The 17603-nt window shown below is 71.3% G+C and carries 15 protein-coding genes; 1 reads left to right on the plus strand and 14 read right to left on the minus strand.

Annotated features, from left to right (window positions below; translation table 11 throughout):
- Positions 1-592: 592 nt before the first annotated feature.
- The 10 genes from AC0OO9_RS02570 to AC0OO9_RS02615 all read right to left on the minus strand — a co-directional run bounded on the left by AC0OO9_RS02570 (position 593) and on the right by AC0OO9_RS02615 (position 11450).
- On the minus strand, positions 593-1321 hold the full coding sequence (locus AC0OO9_RS02570) for a GntR family transcriptional regulator (protein ID WP_366643907.1): 729 nt from the start codon (positions 1319-1321) through the stop codon (positions 593-595).
- A gap of 100 nt (positions 1322-1421) precedes the next feature.
- Positions 1422-2624 (minus strand): dipeptidase, encoded by a 1203-nt coding sequence (locus AC0OO9_RS02575; protein WP_366643909.1) that lies wholly within the window; start codon positions 2622-2624, stop codon positions 1422-1424.
- Positions 2625-2661: 37 nt separating this feature from the next.
- Positions 2662-3687, minus strand: a complete 1026-nt coding sequence (locus AC0OO9_RS02580; RefSeq protein ID WP_484515235.1) for an ABC transporter ATP-binding protein — start codon at positions 3685-3687, stop codon at positions 2662-2664.
- A complete protein-coding gene (locus tag AC0OO9_RS02585; RefSeq protein ID WP_484515236.1) occupies positions 3635-4621 on the minus strand; it encodes an ABC transporter ATP-binding protein in 987 nt (328 codons plus the stop codon). Before AC0OO9_RS02585 ends, AC0OO9_RS02580 begins: the two co-directional genes overlap by 53 nt.
- Positions 4621-5454, minus strand: a complete 834-nt coding sequence (locus AC0OO9_RS02590; protein WP_484515238.1) for an alpha/beta fold hydrolase — start codon at positions 5452-5454, stop codon at positions 4621-4623. Before AC0OO9_RS02590 ends, AC0OO9_RS02585 begins: the two co-directional genes overlap by 1 nt.
- A complete protein-coding gene (locus tag AC0OO9_RS02595) occupies positions 5451-6626 on the minus strand; it encodes a M24 family metallopeptidase (protein WP_484515240.1) in 1176 nt (391 codons plus the stop codon). The genes AC0OO9_RS02590 and AC0OO9_RS02595 overlap by 4 nt, the downstream gene beginning before the upstream one ends.
- 4 nt (positions 6627-6630) lie before the next feature.
- On the minus strand, positions 6631-7509 hold the full coding sequence (locus AC0OO9_RS02600) for an ABC transporter permease (protein WP_484515242.1): 879 nt from the start codon (positions 7507-7509) through the stop codon (positions 6631-6633).
- A gap of 106 nt (positions 7510-7615) precedes the next feature.
- On the minus strand, positions 7616-8569 hold the full coding sequence (locus AC0OO9_RS02605; RefSeq protein WP_484515243.1) for an ABC transporter permease: 954 nt from the start codon (positions 8567-8569) through the stop codon (positions 7616-7618).
- Positions 8570-8601: 32 nt separating this feature from the next.
- Entirely contained in the window at positions 8602-10239 is a 1638-nt protein-coding gene (locus AC0OO9_RS02610; RefSeq protein ID WP_484515245.1) for an ABC transporter substrate-binding protein, read from the minus strand.
- Positions 10236-11450, minus strand: a complete 1215-nt coding sequence (locus AC0OO9_RS02615; protein WP_484515247.1) for a dipeptidase — start codon at positions 11448-11450, stop codon at positions 10236-10238. The genes AC0OO9_RS02610 and AC0OO9_RS02615 overlap by 4 nt, the downstream gene beginning before the upstream one ends.
- Positions 11451-11763: 313 nt before the next feature.
- Here AC0OO9_RS02615 and AC0OO9_RS02620 point away from each other — a divergent pair, with 313 nt between their 5' ends.
- Entirely contained in the window at positions 11764-13374 is a 1611-nt protein-coding gene (locus AC0OO9_RS02620; protein ID WP_484515249.1) for an RICIN domain-containing protein, read from the plus strand.
- Positions 13375-13561: 187 nt separating this feature from the next.
- Here AC0OO9_RS02620 and AC0OO9_RS02625 read toward each other — a convergent pair whose 3' ends face one another.
- The 4 genes from AC0OO9_RS02625 to AC0OO9_RS02640 form a co-directional block, all read right to left on the minus strand.
- The gene (locus AC0OO9_RS02625) at positions 13562-14365 is read right to left on the minus strand and encodes an SGNH/GDSL hydrolase family protein (RefSeq protein ID WP_484515251.1); all 804 of its coding nucleotides are present in this window, start codon (positions 14363-14365) and stop codon (positions 13562-13564) included.
- Between the two features lie 224 nt (positions 14366-14589).
- On the minus strand, positions 14590-15768 hold the full coding sequence (locus tag AC0OO9_RS02630; protein ID WP_484515253.1) for a class I SAM-dependent methyltransferase: 1179 nt from the start codon (positions 15766-15768) through the stop codon (positions 14590-14592).
- A 35-nt stretch (positions 15769-15803) separates the two neighbouring features.
- Complete coding sequence (locus AC0OO9_RS02635; protein ID WP_484515255.1) at positions 15804-16610, minus strand: thioesterase II family protein; 807 nt, start codon at positions 16608-16610, stop codon at positions 15804-15806.
- Between the two features lie 25 nt (positions 16611-16635).
- Positions 16636-17571, minus strand: coding sequence for a TauD/TfdA family dioxygenase (locus AC0OO9_RS02640; protein WP_484515256.1), 936 nt, complete (start codon positions 17569-17571; stop codon positions 16636-16638).
- Between the last annotated feature and the right edge of the window lie 32 nt (positions 17572-17603).

A 17603-nucleotide genomic window follows, 5' to 3' on the forward strand; every position in this document is an offset into this window, starting at 1 on the left:
GGACGGCCGACCCGGCCCCGACCCCGCCGACACCCGCCGGCCGGGGACACGCCGACACCCGCCCGCGCCGCCCCACAACGCACGCCTCACGCGCAACGATTCGCGCATGGGAATGCCAACTGCGATTGTCGCGTTGCGCGGGATTCGGATTCACTGCGCCGCCGACCGGCATTTCCGGCCCGCGTCGCCCCGACCGCCGCCGCCCCCGCAAAGGAGGCCGACAGGTGCGGCGACGCCGACCACGACCGGCGCCACCGAGGGTGGGCGAATTCCCCGGACCGCTGCCCAGACACCGCGCGCGGCCCGGCGCGACACCGCAATGACCGGCGAGAGGAATGACGGGGCCGGTGTCGCGCAGCGCGTCGCCCCACGCGGCGGGGCATTGACGGACGCCGTTACCAGCTAATCCCGGCCGATCCGGTCGGCGGGCGCGCCGAGCCATTCCCGACGCACGGGCCGGCCGGCGTCCCGACGGCACCGCGAACCGGCGAGTCACCGCGACCGGCTTCGATGGCCGGCACCGCACGGTGCCGGCGCCGACCCCGGTGAGCGGTCGGCCCGCGCCGGCTTTCCCGGTGCTGCCGTGGGCCGGTCAGCCGCCCCGGCTGATCCGCAGGGTCAACACGTCCGTACGGACCGTTATGTGGCCGTGGAAGAACGCCACGCCCTGGGCGCTGTAACCGATCTGGGTGGCGCTGATCAGCGGGTGCCCGGCCGACACCCCGAGCCGGGCCGTCGCCACCTCGTCGGCGAGGACGGCGGCGAACTCGATCTCGGCCCGGCGCACAGGCATGCCGGTCGCGCTGGCCAGGAACTCGAACATGTCCAGGTCGATGCTGACCAGCCCGGATGGATCCAGGTCGTGCCCGGCGACGCGCATCGGCAGGTGGTCGCAGATCCACACCGCCGGAACCTCGTCGACGGCGAAGAGCCGGTCGACCCGCCACACCGGATCGCCCGGGGCCAGGCCGAGCACCTCCGCGCAGTCGGCCGGGCAGGTGGCCCGACTGACCTTGGCGTCGGTGAGGGCGGGGCGGTGGCCGGAGGCGGTGATCCGGTCCCGTAGGGCCGTGACGTCGCCGAGCGACACCGGCACCCGGCCAGCCGGCTCGTGCACGAACGTGCCGATGCCCCAGGTGCGCTTCACCACGCCCTCGGCGGCGAGCTGGCCGAGGACCTCCCGGACGGTGGCCCGGCTGACCTCCAGCAGATCGGCCAGCTCACGCTCGTTGGGCAGCTTGTCCCCGGGCCGGAACTCGCTGCCGATCAGCTCCATCAGCCGGCTCTGTGCGGTCTGGAGCGCGGTCTCACGCCGAGCCATCCACCTTCACCTCTTCGCTCCGCGCCGCGCCGCTGCGGCCGTACGGAGTGTAGTAGTAGTCGTCGTGCGCCCACGGGCCCGGCGACCCGGGACCCGCCGGTCACCAGACCTGTTCGAGCACCCGGATGGTGTTGCCCCCGACGACCTTGGCGATCTCGTCGTCGGAGTAGTCGTGCTTGACCAGCCAGCCGACGATGTTGCCGAACGCCTCGCCCGGGTTCTCCACACCGGCCACGTACTCCACCCGGGGGTGCTCGGGTCGCTTGCCGGCGTCGTGCGCGTAGTTGCCGGCGTAGACGTTGTGCACGCCGACGTGGTCGCCGAACATGGTGTCCGGCCCGAACGTGACGTGGTCGATGCCGACGAGGTCGACGCAGTACGTGAAGTGGTCCATCACCGACTCGAGCGAGTGGTGCGGGTGTGCGGCCGACAGGGTGGTGTGCGGGGCGGCCTCGATGCCGATCACCCCACCCCGCTCGGCGCAGGCCCGGATGACCTCGTCCGACTTCATCCGGGCGATGTCCCAGACCCCCCGCGCCCCAGCGTGGGTGATGAAGACCGGCACCCGGCTCGCCTCGATCGTCTCCAGCGAGGTCCGGTCGCCGGAGTGCGACACGTCGATGGCGATGCCGAGCTTGTTCATCCGGTCCACCGCCCGCCGACCGAAGTGGGTCAGCCCGCCGTCGACCCGCTCGGACAGCCCGCCGCCGAGCATGTTGGCCTGGCTGTAGGCGATGCCGAGCTGCCGGACGCCGAAGCCGTAGAGGATGTCGATCCGGTCCAGTTCGTTCTCGATCGGGCTGCTGCACTCCAGGCCGGCGACCAGGGCCAGCCGGCCGTCCCGCTTGGCCGCGTGGATGTCGGCCAGCGAGGTCGCCAGCACCACGAAGTCTTGCTTGTAGAGGTCACTCAGCCGCATGCCGAGGGCGTAGACCAGGTCGTTCCACTTCCAGCCGTTCTCACTGGTGACGCAGGACGCCCCGGCCATGAAGTTGTCGAACACGGCGGTCAGCCCGGAGCGGGCCAGCCCCTCGTAACCCGTGCGCTGCCGGGCGGTGCGGTTGTAGGCCCGGAGTTCACGGACGTCCTGCGGCAGGATGACCGGGTGCTCGTGCAGCGAGATCGCGATCTGTTCGGTCAGCAGCCGGGTGACCCGCTGCCGCTGCGCGTCGGTCAGGCCGAGGTCGTACTCCGGCACCCGGCCGATCTCCGGGGCCAGAGCGAACTCCCGGTAGTCCGAGTGCGGCTCCAGGTACGAGTACGACTTGTGTCCCTGGTACCGCGGGGCAGGGTTCTGCAGCAAGGCTCACTCACTCCTCAGTGGAACGGCGTCGGGCGCGTCAGGCGGCCAACGGGTAGTGGCAGGCGACCGGGTGTTCGGCGCCGGCCAGCGGCGGTTCGGTGGTGGCGCAGGCATCCGTGGCCTGCCAGCAGCGGGTCCGGAAGCGGCAGCCGGACGGCGGGTTGACCGGGCTCGGCGGGTCGCCGGCGAGCAGGATCCGCTGCCGCTGCACGCGCCGGGCCGGCTCCGGCACCGGCACCGCCGACAGCAGCGCCTTGGTGTACGGGTGGCGGGGCTGGTCGTACAGCGGCGCGCCGGGGCCGGTCTCGACCAGCTTGCCGAGGTACATGACCGCGACCCGGTCGGAGATGTGCCGCACCACCGACAGGTCGTGGGCGATGAAGACGTACGCCACCCCCAGCTCCTCCTGGAGCCGCTCCAGCAGGTTGACGACCTGGGCCTGGACCGAGACGTCGAGCGCGGAGACCGGTTCGTCGCAGACGATCACGTCGGGTTGCAGGGCGAGCGCCCGGGCGATGCCGATCCGCTGGCGCTGACCGCCCGAGAACTGGTGCGGGTAGCGGTCCAGATGCAGGCTGCCGTCCAGGCCGACCAGGTCGAGCAGTTCCCGGATCCGGTCCAGCCGGCGGGCCTTCGGCAGCACGTCGGGGTGGATCTCGTACGGCTGGAGCAGGATCTCCCGGACGGTGCGGCGCGGGTTGAGCGAGGTGTACGGATCCTGGAGCACGATCTGGATCCGGCGACGCAGCGCGCGCAGCTCCCGACCCCGGGCCCGGTGCACCACCGCGTCGCCGAAGCGCACCTCGCCGGCGGTGGGCCGTTCCAGCCCGACCAGCATCCGGGCCAGGGTGCTCTTGCCGCAGCCGGACTCGCCGACCACACCGAGGGTCTCCCCCCGGCGCAGGTCGAACGAGACCCCGTCGACGGCCTTGACCACACCGCCGCTGCGCAGCGGCACCCGGCCCTTGACCGGGAAGTGCTTGACCAGGTTGTCGACCCGGAGCACGACGTCATCGCTGGGTGGCATGCAGCACCTCCGCGTGGTGGTGGCAGGCGCTGGCACGGCCCGCGGGCAGCGGCTCCAGCGCGGGCAGCACGCTGCGGCACTCGTCGGTGACCCGGTGGCAGCGCAGGTGGAAGGGGCAGCCGGTGGGCAGCCGGGCGGGATTGGGCGGGGCGCCCGGGATGGCGTAGAGCTGCTCGTCACGGCGGTCGACGCGGGGCATCGAGGCGAGCAGGCCCTCGGTGTAGGGGTGGGCCGGACCGTCGAAGATCTGCTCGACGGTGCCCCGCTCGACGATCCGCCCCGCGTACATCACGGCCACGTCGTCGGCCACCTCGGCCACCACGCCCAGGTCGTGGGTGATCAGCAGCAGGGCCATCCCGCTGTCCCGCTGGATCTCCGCGATCAGCTCCATCACCTGCGCCTGGACGGTCACGTCCAGGGCGGTGGTGGGCTCGTCGGCGATCAGCACGGCCGGTTCCAGCGCGATGGCCAGGGCGATCATGATGCGTTGCCGCATGCCGCCGGAGAACTGGTGCGGGTAGTCGCGTACCCGGTCCTTCGCCGCCGGGATGCGGACCCGGTCGACCAGTTCGACCGCGCGGCGGCGGGCGTCGGCCCGGGACAGTCCACGACGGACCCGCAGCACCTCGGTGAGCTGGTCGCCGACGGTGAAGACCGGGTTGAGCGCGGCCATCGCGTCCTGGAAGACCATGCCGATCTCCTCGCCGCTGACCCGGTCGCGCTGCTTCGGCTCGAGCGTGAGCAGCTCGCGGCCGCGCAGCGTGACCGAGCCGGTGACCCGGGCGGGCGGGATGTCCAGGATGCCCATCACCGCCTGCGCGGTGACGCTCTTGCCCGACCCGGACTCGCCGAGGATGGCCAGCGTGCGCCCGGCCGTCAGGGTCAGCGAGACGCCGTTGACCGCGTGCACCGGCCCGGTGCCCCCGGGGAACGACACGTGCAGGTCGGTGACCTGGAGCAGCGGGTCCATCAGCGGATCCCCGCCTCGTCGAGGAAGTCCCGGACCACCCGCTGGAACAGCTCCGGCTCCTCCAGCTGCGGGGAGTGCCCGGAGTTCTCGAAGACCACCAGCCGCGCGTCCGGGATCCCGTCGGCGATCGCCTGCGACGCCGCCACCGGGGTACGCCAGTCGTGCCGCCCGACGACGACCAGCGTCGGGCAGGTGATGCCGCCCAGCTTTGGCTTCAGGTCGTAGCGCGGCATGTTCTGCCCGAACGCGGCGTTGTGGGTCCGGTAGTGGAACCGGGTCTGGGCGAGCCGGGCCGCGTCCTTGGCCGGGTCGTGCTGGTGGTCGTAGAGCGGCAGGATCGCCCGCCAGTAGTCCCGGAGCTGGTCGTCGCTCTCGAACCGACCGGTGCCGATCCGGTCGATGGCCCACTGCGGGATCACCGTCCGGTCGGTGTTGCGGGCCCGCTCGACGGCCAGGTGGTCGTGGGCGGTGTCGGCGGCGGTGTCCCGCAGGATCAGCGCGGAGACGCGGTCCGGGTGGGCGATCGCGTACTCCAGCGCGATGAAGCCGCCGTACGATCCGCCGGCCATCACGATCTTCTCGTGGCCGAAGTGCTCCCGGATGGCGTCCACGTCGGCCACCCACTGCTCGTGGGTGAAGGGCTCGTCGTCGCTGGACTCCCCCGAGCCCCGGGCGTCGAAGACGATGACCCGCATCCGGTCGGCGAACGGCCCGAACGACCGCTTCGGCTCCGACCGGGAGCCGAGGCCGGGCGCGCCGTGGTGAACGATCATCGCCGGCCCGTCCTGCGGGCCGAACGCCTCGACCACCAGCTCGGCACCGTTGATCTTCATCGGACCCCCTCAATGACGTTGGACGCGAGATCGCGCGGGTAACGGGTCAGCCGGCGCGGCCCGGCGTCGGTGACCAGGACGGTGTCGGAGATGCGGTAGCCGGCGTGGCCGGGCACGTAGACGCCGGGCTCGCTGGAGAGCAGCATCCCGGGCGCGAGGACGGTGTCGTCGCCGTCCTCCACCCACGGCGCCTCGTGGTTCTGCAACCCGATGCCGTGGCCCTGCCGGTGCCGGATGTACTCACCCAGGCCGTGCCCGCGCAGCACGTCCAGGCACTCCCGGTTGACCTCGGCGCAGGTGCGGCCGACGCGCATCGCCTCGGTGCCGACGTGCTGGGCCTCCCGGTCCGCCTCGTAGTAGCGGCGCTGCTCGGCGGTGGGCTCACCGATGACGAAGGTCCGTTCGCTCTCCACGAACCGGCTCGCCACCGCCGCGCCCAGCGAAAGGATCAACGTGTCGCCCGGCCGGACGCGCCGCCGCGTCGGCAACCCGTGCGGCAGCGCCGAGTTGGGCCCGGCATAGACCAGCCCGCCGGCCAGCTTGGTGGTGTAGACGACCCGGTCGTAGTCGGCGTACATCCGATCGGTGCCGTAGCCGATGACATGCCGGGCGATCTCGTCCTCCCGGGGCAGCTCCGTGCCCCGGGCCAGCGCGTCGGCGATCAGCTCCCGGCCGGCGGCGAGCATCTCGTCACAGATCCGCGCCGCCGCCTCGTGCAGCGGGACCTCCTCGGGGAACTTGCACAGCCGCAGCCGGGCCACCGCGTCGGTGGTCACCAGGCTGACGCCGCCGATGGCCCGGGTCAGCTTGTCGTGGGCGCCGATCGTCAGGCCCGCGCCGACCCCGATCCGCCGGGCCCGGCGGCCCGAGAGTGCGGCGGCGAGGGTCTCCTCGGGGGTGACCACGCCCGGGAACTCGGCGTAGCTGACCGTCTCGACGGTGATCTCCTGCTGGGCCGCGTACTCCTCGTCGAGGCGGGGGATGACCAGCAGCGGGTCGCCCTCGCGCGGCATCCAGAGGTAGACCGGCCGCTCGGTGGCGATGTAGAAGAAGCCGGCCAGGAAGGCCACGTCGGCCGGCGCCGTGGCCAGGAAGCCGTCCAGGTCGCGCTCGGCGAGCGCGTCGCCGAGCCGGGCCCGGACGGTGGCGTAGAAGGTGTCGGGCAACCGCATCGGGTCAGCCTCCGTTCCGGCGGGGGTCACGAACGTCGTTGAACCGCATTCCGGCGACCGTCGCGGCGAGCACCAGGAAGAGGATCGCCAGCGACGGGAAGAGCGTCTGCCACCAGGCGATGGCCACCACGCCGCTGCGCTGGGCGTTGAGCAGGATCCGGCCCCAGGACCAGGCGTCCGGGTCGCCGAGGCCGAGGAAGCTCAGGCCGGCCTCGGAGATGACGGCCCGGGACGCGGTCAGCAGCACGCTGACCACCATCAGCGGGATGACCGCCGGCAGGATCTCCCGGGTGACGATCCGCCAGCCCCGGGCCCCCAGCACCCGGGCGCCGTCGATGTACGGCATCGCCGACACCACCAGGCCCTGCGAGCGGATCAGCCGGGCCACCTCGGGCCAGGCGAAGACGCCGATGATGACGGTCAGCGTCCAGACGCTCGGGTTCACCACGGCCGCCAACATGATCATCAGCGGCAGGGTGGGCAGGGCCAGCATGACGTCGGTGATCACCGTGGCCACCGCGTCCACCGGCCGGAAGTACGCCGAGGCCAGCCCGATCGCGGCGCCGAGCACGAGCGCGATGAGCGAGGCCGCGACGCCGATCACCAGGCTGGTACGGGTGCCCCAGACCACCTGGGCGAAGATGTCCTGCCCGAGGTCGTCGGTGCCGAACCAGTGCCCGCCGGAGGGGGACTGGAGAACGTCGGCGCTGGTGCCGCCCGGCTCGTCGGCGATCAGCGGCGCGGCGAGCGCGAGCACCACCATCACCGCAAGCACCAGCACCGCGATCAGCGCCGACGGCTGCCGCAGGTAACTGCGCCAGGCCGGCACGACGGCGGCCTCCCGGACCGGTACGGTCTGCTCGGTCAACACCGGCGCGCTCATCGGACCACCCTTTCCGTCACGACCGCGGGGCTCCGCTCCGCCGCTTCTGGTATCTCGGCGCGGCCGCGTCCCACCGGGGCCGCCCCACGCCGCCCGCCTCCCGCGCTCACAGCCGGATCCTGGGGTTGAGGACGGCGTAGAGCAGGTCCGTGAGGGCGTTGGCGATCACGACGGTGACGGCGAGCATGATGAACGCCCCCTGTAGCACCGGGTAGTCCCGCTGCCCGACCGCCTCGAAGATCAGTCGACCGACGCCGGGATAGGCGAACACGGTCTCGGTGAGCACGGCGCCGCCGACCAGCGTGCCCAGTTGCAGACCCATCAGGGTCAGCGCCGGCAGGATCGCGTTGCGCAGCCCGTGCTTCCACACCCGACGCCGGGTGGACAGGCCACGGGCCCGGGCGGCTCGGATGTAGTCCTCGCCGAGCACCTCGAGCATGTTGGTGCGCAGGGTCAGCGCGTACGGGCCGAGCTGCACCAGCACCAGTGAGAGCACCGGGAGCACCAGGTGGTGCGCCAGGCTCAGGTAGGCGCCGACGCCCCGGGTGTCCGGGTCGATCGCCCCGCCGATCGGGAACCAGCCGAGACGGGCACCGAGGTAGACCATCAGCAGCATCGCGACGCTGGGCACGAAGAGCGCGTGCCCGCCGATGCCGAGCACCTGGAGCACCTTGTCCGGCCAGCGGCCCCGGTGCACCGCCGCGTAGACCCCGATCGGGATGCCGACCGCGATGGTCAGCAGGAACGCCACACCGGCCAGCAGCAGGGTCCACGGCAGCCGCTCGACGAGGATGTCGGTGACCGGTTGGATCTGCCGGAACGAGATGCCCAGGTTGCCCTGCATCAGCTCGCGCAGATACGACACGTACTGCTCGGACAGCGGCCGGTCCAGGCCGTACGTCTTGAGCAGCGCGGCCTGCATCTCCGGGGTCATGTCCCCCTCGACCATCAGGGTCGTGGGGTCCCCGGGGAGCAGCCGGAGCAGGAAGAACGTCGCGGTGATCGCGATCCAGATGGTCAAGACGGCCTTCAGCGCCCGGCTGAGCACGAAGCGTGCCACGGGGACCCCTCCCTTCTTTCGTCAGCCCGCCGTCAGCTGGCCGGCTTGACCTGGGCCAGCGAGTACGCGGTGACCATGCCGAGCAGGTCCGACGGCGACGCGACGAAGCCGGTGAACTTGCTGGCGTTATAGGCGAACTGGAAGTTCTCCACGTACAGCGGGGTGAGGTAGGCCTGCTCGTGCACCACCCGGTCGATGTTCTTGATCTTCTGCGTGAAGGCCGCCGTGTCGGTGGTGGCCGCCGCGTCGTTGATCAGCCGGTCCATCTCGTCCGACTTGAGCAGGTTGTAGTTGATGCCGCCCGGGTTGCTGGAGAGGTAGGTGCTCCGCAGCTGGTCCATCGGGTTGTCGAAGACACCCCACTGGGAAGCGTCGATGTCGTACTCACCGCTCTTGGTGCGGGACAGGAACGTGTTGCGCTCCACGCACTCGTTCTCCAGCTTGATCCCGGCCTTCGCCGCGCTCTCCCGGAACAGCTGCACCACCCGCGTCAGGTTGGCGTTCGACTGGTCGCACGCCACGCCGAGGGAGAGGTTGTCGAAGAAGCCGTCGCCGTTGCCGTCCCGGTAGCCCGCCGAGGCAAGCTTCGCCTTCGCCCCGGCCGGATCGAACGCGTACGGCTGGAGGTCGGTGTTGTCGTAGTCGGAGAAGATCGGCGAGATCGGCCCGGCCATCTGCTGCCCGTCGCCTTGGAGCACGGCGGAGATGATCGCCTTGGTGTCGACCGACATGGAGAGCGCCTGGCGGACCTCCTGCTTGGCCAGGTCCTTGTTGTTCATGTTGTACGTCAGGTGCGCGAACCCGAGCGCGCCGACCTTGTTGAGCTTGATCTTCTCGTCGTTCTCGAACGTCTTCGCCGCCGACGCGGGCACCGGGGTGCCCATCATGTCGATGTCGCCGTTGCGCAGCGCCAGCATCATCGTGTTGACGTCCGGGTAGATGCGGTACTCGACCTGGCTGACGGCCGCCTTGCCGCCGGGCGCCAGCGGGTACTTGTCGTTGCGCTTCATCACGTAGCGCTGGCCCTTGGTGGCGCTCTCCAGCACGAACGGCCCGGCCCCGACCCAGTTCGAGTCGTTGGCGAACTTGGACAGGTCGCCGGCGCCCTCGAAGATGTGCTTGGGCACGATCGACATCCAGAAGCCGACGCCCTCGGCGAACGGCGCGTACGGCTGGGACAGCTTGAACTTCACCGTGGTCGCGTCCGGCGCCTCGATCGACTCGACCCAGGTCAGCTTGGCGGCGACGTTGCCCAGCTTGTACTTCATGATCATTTCAGCGCTGAACTTGACGTCCTCGGCGACGACCGGCTTGCCGTCGGTCCAGGTGAAGTCGTCACGCAGCTTGAACACGGCGGTCTTCCCGCCGTCCTCGTAGGTGTACTCCTTGGCCAGCTCCGGCGCCTTCTTGGCGTTCTCGTCGATCCGCAGCAGGTGCGGGTACATCGCGTTGAGGATCCAGGAGTCGGTCTTGCTGAGCGACTGGAGCGGGTTGAAGTTGGAAACATCGGTGGTGGTGCCGATGCGCAGCACCGAGGCGCCACCGGACGTGTCGCCGGAGGACGAGTTGCCCTCGTTGAGGCCGCAGCCGGCCAGGCCGATCGCGGCCACCGCGCCGATCGCGGCGGCGATGCGCCAGCGGCCGGGGCGGTGGTTGTTGGACGTGCTCACCAGACCTCCCGAAGAACCCGAATGATGTTGCCGCCGATGACCTTGGCGATTTCGTCGTCGGAGTAGTCGTGACTGACCAACCAGCCGACGATGTTGCTGAAGCACTCCGCTGGGTTCTCCATGCCGGAGACGTAGGGCACCCGGGGATGGTCCACCGCGCCGTGTGCCTGCCCGATCGCAAGGTGTTGGGTGAAACTGTCGTGCAGCCCGACGTGATCACCGAAGTTGGTGTCCGGGCCGAAGGCGACGTGGTCGATGCCGACCAGGTCGACGCAGTAGGTGAAGTGGTCCATCACCGACTCGATCGAGTGGTGCGGGTGCGCGGCGGAGAGGGTCGTGTGCGGCGCCGCCTCGATGCCGATCACCCCACCCCGCTCGGCGCAGGCCCGGATCACCTCGTCCGACTTCATCCGCGGCGTGTTCCAGACCGCCCGCGCCCCGGCGTGGGTGATGAACACCGGCACCCGGCTCGCCTCGACGACCTCCAGCGACGTCCGGTCACCCGAGTGCGACACGTCGATGGCGATGCCGAGCTTGTTCATCCGGTCCACCGCCCGCCGGCCGAAGTGGGTCAATCCACCGTCGACCCGCTCGGAGAGCCCGCTGCCGAGCATGTTCGCCTGGCTGTAGGCGATGCCCATCTGCCGCACGCCGAAGCCGTAGAGGATGTCGATGCGGTCCAGCTCGTTCTCGATCATCGTGGCCGCTTCCAGGCCGGCGACCAGCGCGAGCCGCCCCTCCCGCTTGGCCGTGAGGATCTGTTCCAGGGTGGTCGCCACCACCACGTAGTCCTGCTTGGCGACGTCGGCGAAGCGCAGGCCGATGTCGTAGATGACGTCGTCCCACTTCCAGGCGTGTTCGCTCGTGACGCAGCCCGTGCCGTTCATGAAGTTGTCGAACACGGCGGTCATCCCGGAGCGGGCGAGCCCTTCGAAACCGAAGGAGTTGCGGCCGGTGCGGTTGTAGTCGCGCAGCTGCGAGACGTCCGCCGGGAGGATCTTCGGGTGCTCATGCAGCGAGATCGCCACATGGTCACGCAGCAGCCGGGAGACCCGGTCGCGCTGCTCGTCGGTCAGGCCGAGGTCGTGTTCGGGTACCCGGCCGAGCTGCGGTGCCAGCTCGAAGACCTTGTAGTCGACCCGGGGCTCCAGGTAGTCGAAAGACCGGTATCCGTCGTAGCGGGGGGCAACTTCCTGCACGTGCCAGCTCACCTCGCCCAGTTAAGAGGTATGAGGAAGGAGGTCTGACCTCCTGCCTCGCACAGTAGGCCGAGATGAAACTCGTGGGAATCCCTCGTGACCCGACCGTTACCCGCACTCCCCCGTTCGGCCGACGCCGGCCAGGTAGGAGCCGATCGCGCCCGCCCCTCGGGAACGCGGCGGACCGGTGGACCGATCCGCACGGGCGAACTTCCGCCGAGCCGAGGGAAAGCGCTTACCATTGCCAAAGCCATAGATGCGGGCGGATCTGATGCCGGGCCGCGACGACGCCATCCCCCGCCGGACAACTCTCCGAAGGAGCCCCATGACACCCACCACCACCAGACCCATCCACCACCGTCGGCTCCCGCTGGTGGCCACGGCCGCCCTGGCGCTGCTCGGCGCCGCCGTGTTCGTCGGTCCACGCCCCGCCGAGGCGGCCACGGTCGACCCCGGCGCCACCTACGTCCTCGTCAACCGGCACAGCGGCAAGGCCATGGACCTGTGGGGCTGGTCCACCGCCGACGGCGCGCCGGTCAACCAGTTCACCCGCAACGACCTGGCCGTGCAGCAGTGGCGGTTCGTCGACGTGGGCGGCGGATACCACCAGATCCGCTCGGCGCACAGCGGCAAGGTGCTGGAACTGCCGAGCGCCGAGGACGGGGTCCAGCTCGTCCAGAACACCGCCGCCAGCGGCAACACCCGGCAGCACTTCCGGCTCGCCGACTCCGACGGCGGCCACGTCCGCCTCGTCAACCGGCACTCCGACAAGGCGCTGGACGTGTGGCAGTGGTCGACCGCCGACGGCGCGATGATCTCCCAGTACCAGGACCTCGGCGGCGCCAACCAGCAGTGGCAGTTGGTCAACCTCGGCTCCGGCGGCACCGGCTGCGGCAGCGGAACGTTCCACGCCGAGGCGGTGCTCAGCGGCGGCACCTGGACCGCCCGCAACGGCGCCAGCACGGTCTACACCGGAAGCGACATGCGCGCCGCCGTCCAGGCCGCCGTGAACAGCCTCAGCGCCGGGCGGACCAGCAAGCAGCGCGTCGTCGTACGCGGCTCCGGCTCGATCAGCGCCGGCTCACGGATCTCCCTGCCCAGCCACACCGCGATCGACGTCTGCGGCACCATCAACGTCACCGGCTCGGGCAGCGGCGACCAGGCGCCCATCTACTCCCGCGGCACCACCAACGTCGAGGTCGGACACCTCACCGTCACCGGCTCCCCGCTCTACGGGATCTTCCTGCGCAACGTGACGAACGTCGTCCTCGGCCGCATCGAGATGCGGCTCAACGGCGGGCTCGGGATCCGCATCGACAACCGCGGGGACACCAGCCAGTGGACCCGCAACGTCCGCATCGACAGCGCGTACGTCTCCGGCGCCAGCTCCCACGCCGTCGAGACGTACGGCGTGGACGGGCTGACCGTCGGCACCGTCACGGCGCGCGACGTGGGCGAGTCGGGCCTGCTGCTCAACCAGACGATCAACGCCACGGTCACCACCGTCGACGCCGAGAACGCCGGTGCCGGCACGGGATACGCCGCCTTCCGGATGGCCAACCGCAACGGACGCGTGGGCTCCGGCTACCCGACCAACATCCGGGTGGGCACCGTCCGGGCACGCGGCGGCGGCCGGGGGATCTTCTGCGTCTCCGAGTCCGGCGGCGCCACGGTCGACCGGGTGGACATCGCCAACACCGGCAACAACGCGATCCTGATCGAGAACTGCCAGAACGTGGACATCGCCGCCGGCGGCGGCACGATCAGCGGCGGCGGCGAGGTGCGGCTTGCCGAGCGCACCGAGTTCCCCGGCAACCGGGACATCACGCTGCGCAACTTCACGCTGGTGAACAGCCGGATCGTGGAGAGCCCCTGCGCGGACAACCTGACCATCAGCAACGTCGGGCTGAGCAACTCCACGATCGTCCGCTGCTGACGGGGCGGCCCCGGCGCGCTCGCCGGGGTCGCTCCGGCCGTCCGGCGTCGGCGGTCGACCGGGGCGCCGGACGGGTCGGACGGGGCACGGACGCCGCGTGGGCGACCGTGCCCCGTCCTCCCGCCCTGGGCGCTCCCGGCCCCGAGGGGGGCGGGACCGGGAGCGCCCGGACGCCAGAGCGCGTCGGTCAGCCCGCGACGGAGCGGAAGACCGGGTAGTAACCGCCGGACTGGCCGGCCGCGGTCGGGTGGTACGAGACGCCCAGGGAAGCGAAGTTGAGGGCGTGCAGCCACTTCGTGCCGTAGCTGCACAGCTGGTGCCCGACGAACTGCGCGCGCACGTCGGCGAACTTGAAGCCGGCGGCGACGGCGGCGCTGCGGGTGATGTCGTCCACCAGGTTGATGCCCTCGTTGATCTTCGTCCGCGAGGTGGCGCTCAGGCCGGCGCAAACCGTGCCGAGCTGGTAGAAGACCGGGTAGCCGACGACCACCACGCGGGCGTTCGGCGCCCGGGTCTTGATGCCGTTGTAGACGTTGCGCAGCAGGCCGGGCAGCTGGGCACGGGCCTTGTCCTCGGCGGCCTGCACGGCGGCCACGCACTGCGTGGTGCCCTGGAGCACGCAGGTGGACATGATGTTGGCGAACCCGACGTCGTTGCCGCCGACCGTCACGCTGACCAGCGTGGTGGTCGAGCTGAGCGCCGACAGCTGGGTGTTGATCACGCTGGTGGTGGTGGCACCGGAGCAAGCGACCGAGCGGTACGACGCGGGCTTGATGTTGGCCGCGTACAGCGCCGGGTAGGCGTTGGTGCTGCGCTGGCAGGAACCGCTCTCGCTCGTGTAGCTGCCGGCGCCCACGCCCGAGGCGTACGAGTCACCGAGCGCCACGTAGCGGTCGGTGGCGGCGGCCTGGGCGGGGGCTGCCATGGTGAGGCTGACGCCGAAAGCCGTGGCCAGGCTCAGGGCGAGGGAAACGAGACGGGTTCTCCGCACGTCGCAACTCCGGGGGTAGAGGAATCGAGTGCGAGATTGATATCACCGAATATTCGTGAACGAAAGATCTTGCCGGAACATATAGGGGTGCCGGCAAAGACCTACCGGGTTCAGGCGCCGAAACCGTTGCTGCACAGGGGTCGCGTACGCCCCGACCGGGGTCCCGGCCGCGGGGTGCCGCGAGTCGCGACCCCGGTCGGGGCGTACGCGGACGGGGCGGAACCTCAGCGGGACGCGCCGCCCCCACCGGTGGCCGTCGCCACGAACATGGTCTGCACCTGATCGGCGGCGTCGAGCCCGGGCACGGCGTGCGCCCGCACGTCGACGAAGCCGGCCCGGCCCAGGGCGGCCCGCCAGCCCGCCACGTCCAGCAGCGGGGACGCCGGCACCCGCGGCTCGTCCTCCGCGTGCCGCCACCAGCCCTCGGCCAGGCCGAAGGTCAGCGTGTTGTAGTCGAGGCGGCTGGTCATCTCGTTGACCACCAGGATGCCGCCCGGCTTGAGCAGCGCGTGGCAGTGCCGCAGCGCGGCGGAGATCCGCAGGGTGGCGTGCAGGACGTTGCTGGCCAGGACGACGTCCATCGAACCGGGTTCGAAGCCCTGGTCCTCGGGCGCGCCCTCCACGTTGTAGCGGGCGAAGTCGACGTGGGGGCGGTCGACGCCGAAGCGCTGACGTCCCAGTCGCAGGAACGCGGGCCCCACGTCGGTGTAGAAGTACCGCAGCCGCTCCGTCCGGTCCGCCAGGGCGTCGAGCACCGGGCCGCTGGTGCCACCGGTTCCCGCGCCCACCTCCATGACGTGGGCGTAGGACCGCGGGTAGCGCCGCAGGAACTGCCGGACGTGCTCCCGCACCCGCGCCGCGCAGAGCCGGTTGTAGAAGTCCAGCTGGACGTTGTCCCGGTAGATGGCGGAGACCAGGTCGGCGGAGCCGCCCGGGAAGAGCACCTCGTTCGCCGGCCGGTCGCCCCGCACCACCTCGACGAGCTGCGTCTGGCAGGCGACCAGCAGCGGCACGTACCCCGCGACCTCCGGGTGCTCCCGGCGCAGCGTCGCCGCCGCCGCGTCGACCGCGTCGTCCTCGGCGAGCCCGGCCGCCTCCGCGACCCGTCCGGTCACGGCGAGCCCGTCGCCCTGCCGACGCAGCAGGCCGGCGTCCGCCAGCAGGTCGAGCAGGGCGTCGCCGAGCCGCTGGTAGCCGGGGGCCACCGCGAGCCGGGCCAGGATCTCCTCCCGGCCGGCGACGGCCCCGGGGGCGGGCAGGACGCCCGCGGCGGCCAGCCGGGCCGCCAGCAGCCGCCGCCCGAAGTCCGTCACCGCCTCGAAGGAGGTACGGAACCGCGCGTGGCGTTCCTCGTCCACGTCCACGAGCGGCTGCGGCGTCGCCTCGACGTCCGGTGCGGTCACGATGCGCCCTCCAGGTGCGAGTCCGGCGGTGCCGGTCAGGTCAGGTGCGCGGCCACGGATGCCGCGGCACGGGGTACGGTCGGCCGGCCGGCGAGCTGCGCGGTCAGGTCCGCGAGCAGCTCCGCCCGCGCCGGCACGAGATAGAAGTGGTCGCCGGGGAACGCCCGCAGCCGGAAGCCGCCGGTGGTCAGCTCCGCCCAGGCGGAGACCGACTCCCGGTCGCAGGCCGGATCCCCCGTGCCGAGGTACGCCGTGATCGGCGCGGACACGGTCTGCGGCGCGCGCGGCAGGTAGCCGTGGATCAGCCGCAGGTCGGCCCGAAGTGCCGGTACGACCAGCTCCCGCAGCTTCGACGAGCGGAAGACCACCGGATCCACCTCGCCGAGCGCGGCGATCCGGACGAGGAACTCCTCGTCGTCGAGGTGGTCGGGGTGCTGGTCGATCCGGGTGACGTGCGGTGCCCCGTGCCCCGAGACGAACAGGAACTCCGGCACGACGCCGAACCGGTCCTCCAGCCGGACGGCCACCTCGTAGGCGACCGAGGCGCCCATGCTGTGACCGAACAGGGCGAGGGGTCGGTCCAGGTACCCGGTGAGCGCCTCGGTGACCCGGTCGACGAGCACGTCCATCCGGTCGACGCACGGCTCGGAGAGCCGGTCCTGCCGGCCCGGGTAGCGGACGGCGAGCACGTCGACGGAGTCCGGCAGCCGCGCCGCCCAGGTCTGGAAGAACCCGGCCGAGCCGCCGGCGTGCGGCAGGCAGACCAACCGCAGGTCCGCGTGCGCGCCGCCCCGGAACACCCGCAGCCAGGGATCGCCGCCGGTCGGGCGGGGCAGGGACATCTGGGGCACTCTCCGGTCGCGCCGCTCAGTCCGACATCGCCACCAGCACCCGGCGGTCGCCCGTGTACGGGCGCCGGCCGTGCGCGGTGAGCACGTTGTCGATCAGCAGCAGGTCGCCGACCCGCCAGTCGACGTCGACCGCCGCCTCAAGGCCCCGGTCGCGGATCTGGGTGACGTACTCGTCGGGGATCGGGGAGCCGTCGGCGAAGGTCACCGACTGGGGCAGCTCGTCCGGGCCCATCACCTGGGTCATCACCCTGGCGATGTCGTCGTCCAGGCCGGCCGGGTGCCACTGGTCGGCCTGGTTGAACCACACCTCGGCCCCGGTGACCGGGTGCCGCAGGGTGGACTCCCGCAGCTGGACCACGCGCAGTCCGTCGGCGGTCCACTCCCAGGTGGCGCCGGCGCCGGCGAGGAACTCCTCGACCTCGTCGCGGCTGTCGGTCTCGAAGGTCTCCCGCCAGCTCTTGCCCAGCCCCATGCCGTCGTGCAGGTTCTGCTGGTAGCGCAGGCCACCGGCGAAGTCGGCGCGCAACTGCGGGTCCAGGGAGTCGAGCCACAGCTCGGCGTCGACGACGGGGGTGGCGCCGCCGGTCTCGGCGGCGACCTGGCAGAAGAAGAGCAGCCGGGCCGGCCACTGCGCCGCGTACGACAGCTCGTTGTGCATGGAGATGGTGTACCGGGACGGGTACTCGGTGGAGGTGTAGACGTTGCGGCCCACCTTGGTGCGGGGCGAGTTGCCGTGCACGTACGCCAGTCGCCTCGGCAGCAGCAGGTCCATCACCGGGTCCAGGGTCTCCGGCCGCACCCCGAAGCCACGGAAGACGAGCGCCTTCTCGGCCGTGAGCACCTCCGCCAGGTCCAGCTCGCGCAGGTGGCCGACCAGGCCCTCGGCGCTCGGCGCGCAGCCGGCGCTCTCCGGGGTGATCTCCAACGGCTTCCAGCTCGCGTGCTCGTTCATTCCGGGGCTCCTCACCGTCCCAAGCTGTGCGA

It is taken from the genome of Micromonospora sp. USAFONa4 (assembly GCF_057197825.1).

Excerpts from the sequence above, each read along its gene's own strand:
- AC0OO9_RS02570 (WP_366643907.1), bottom strand. The coding sequence starts at position 1,321 with ATGGCTCGGCGTGAGACCGCGCTCCAGACCGCACAGAGCCGGCTGATG.
- AC0OO9_RS02585 (WP_484515236.1), bottom strand. The coding sequence starts at position 4,621 with ATGGACCCGCTGCTCCAGGTCACCGACCTGCACGTGTCGTTCCCCGGG.
- AC0OO9_RS02590 (WP_484515238.1), bottom strand. The coding sequence starts at position 5,454 with ATGAAGATCAACGGTGCCGAGCTGGTGGTCGAGGCGTTCGGCCCGCAG.
- AC0OO9_RS02595 (WP_484515240.1), bottom strand. The coding sequence starts at position 6,626 with ATGCGGTTGCCCGACACCTTCTACGCCACCGTCCGGGCCCGGCTCGGC.
- AC0OO9_RS02600 (WP_484515242.1), bottom strand. The coding sequence starts at position 7,509 with ATGAGCGCGCCGGTGTTGACCGAGCAGACCGTACCGGTCCGGGAGGCC.
- AC0OO9_RS02620 (WP_484515249.1), top strand. The coding sequence starts at position 11,764 with ATGACACCCACCACCACCAGACCCATCCACCACCGTCGGCTCCCGCTG.
- AC0OO9_RS02635 (WP_484515255.1), bottom strand. The coding sequence starts at position 16,610 with ATGTCCCTGCCCCGCCCGACCGGCGGCGATCCCTGGCTGCGGGTGTTC.
- AC0OO9_RS02640 (WP_484515256.1), bottom strand. The coding sequence starts at position 17,571 with ATGAACGAGCACGCGAGCTGGAAGCCGTTGGAGATCACCCCGGAGAGC.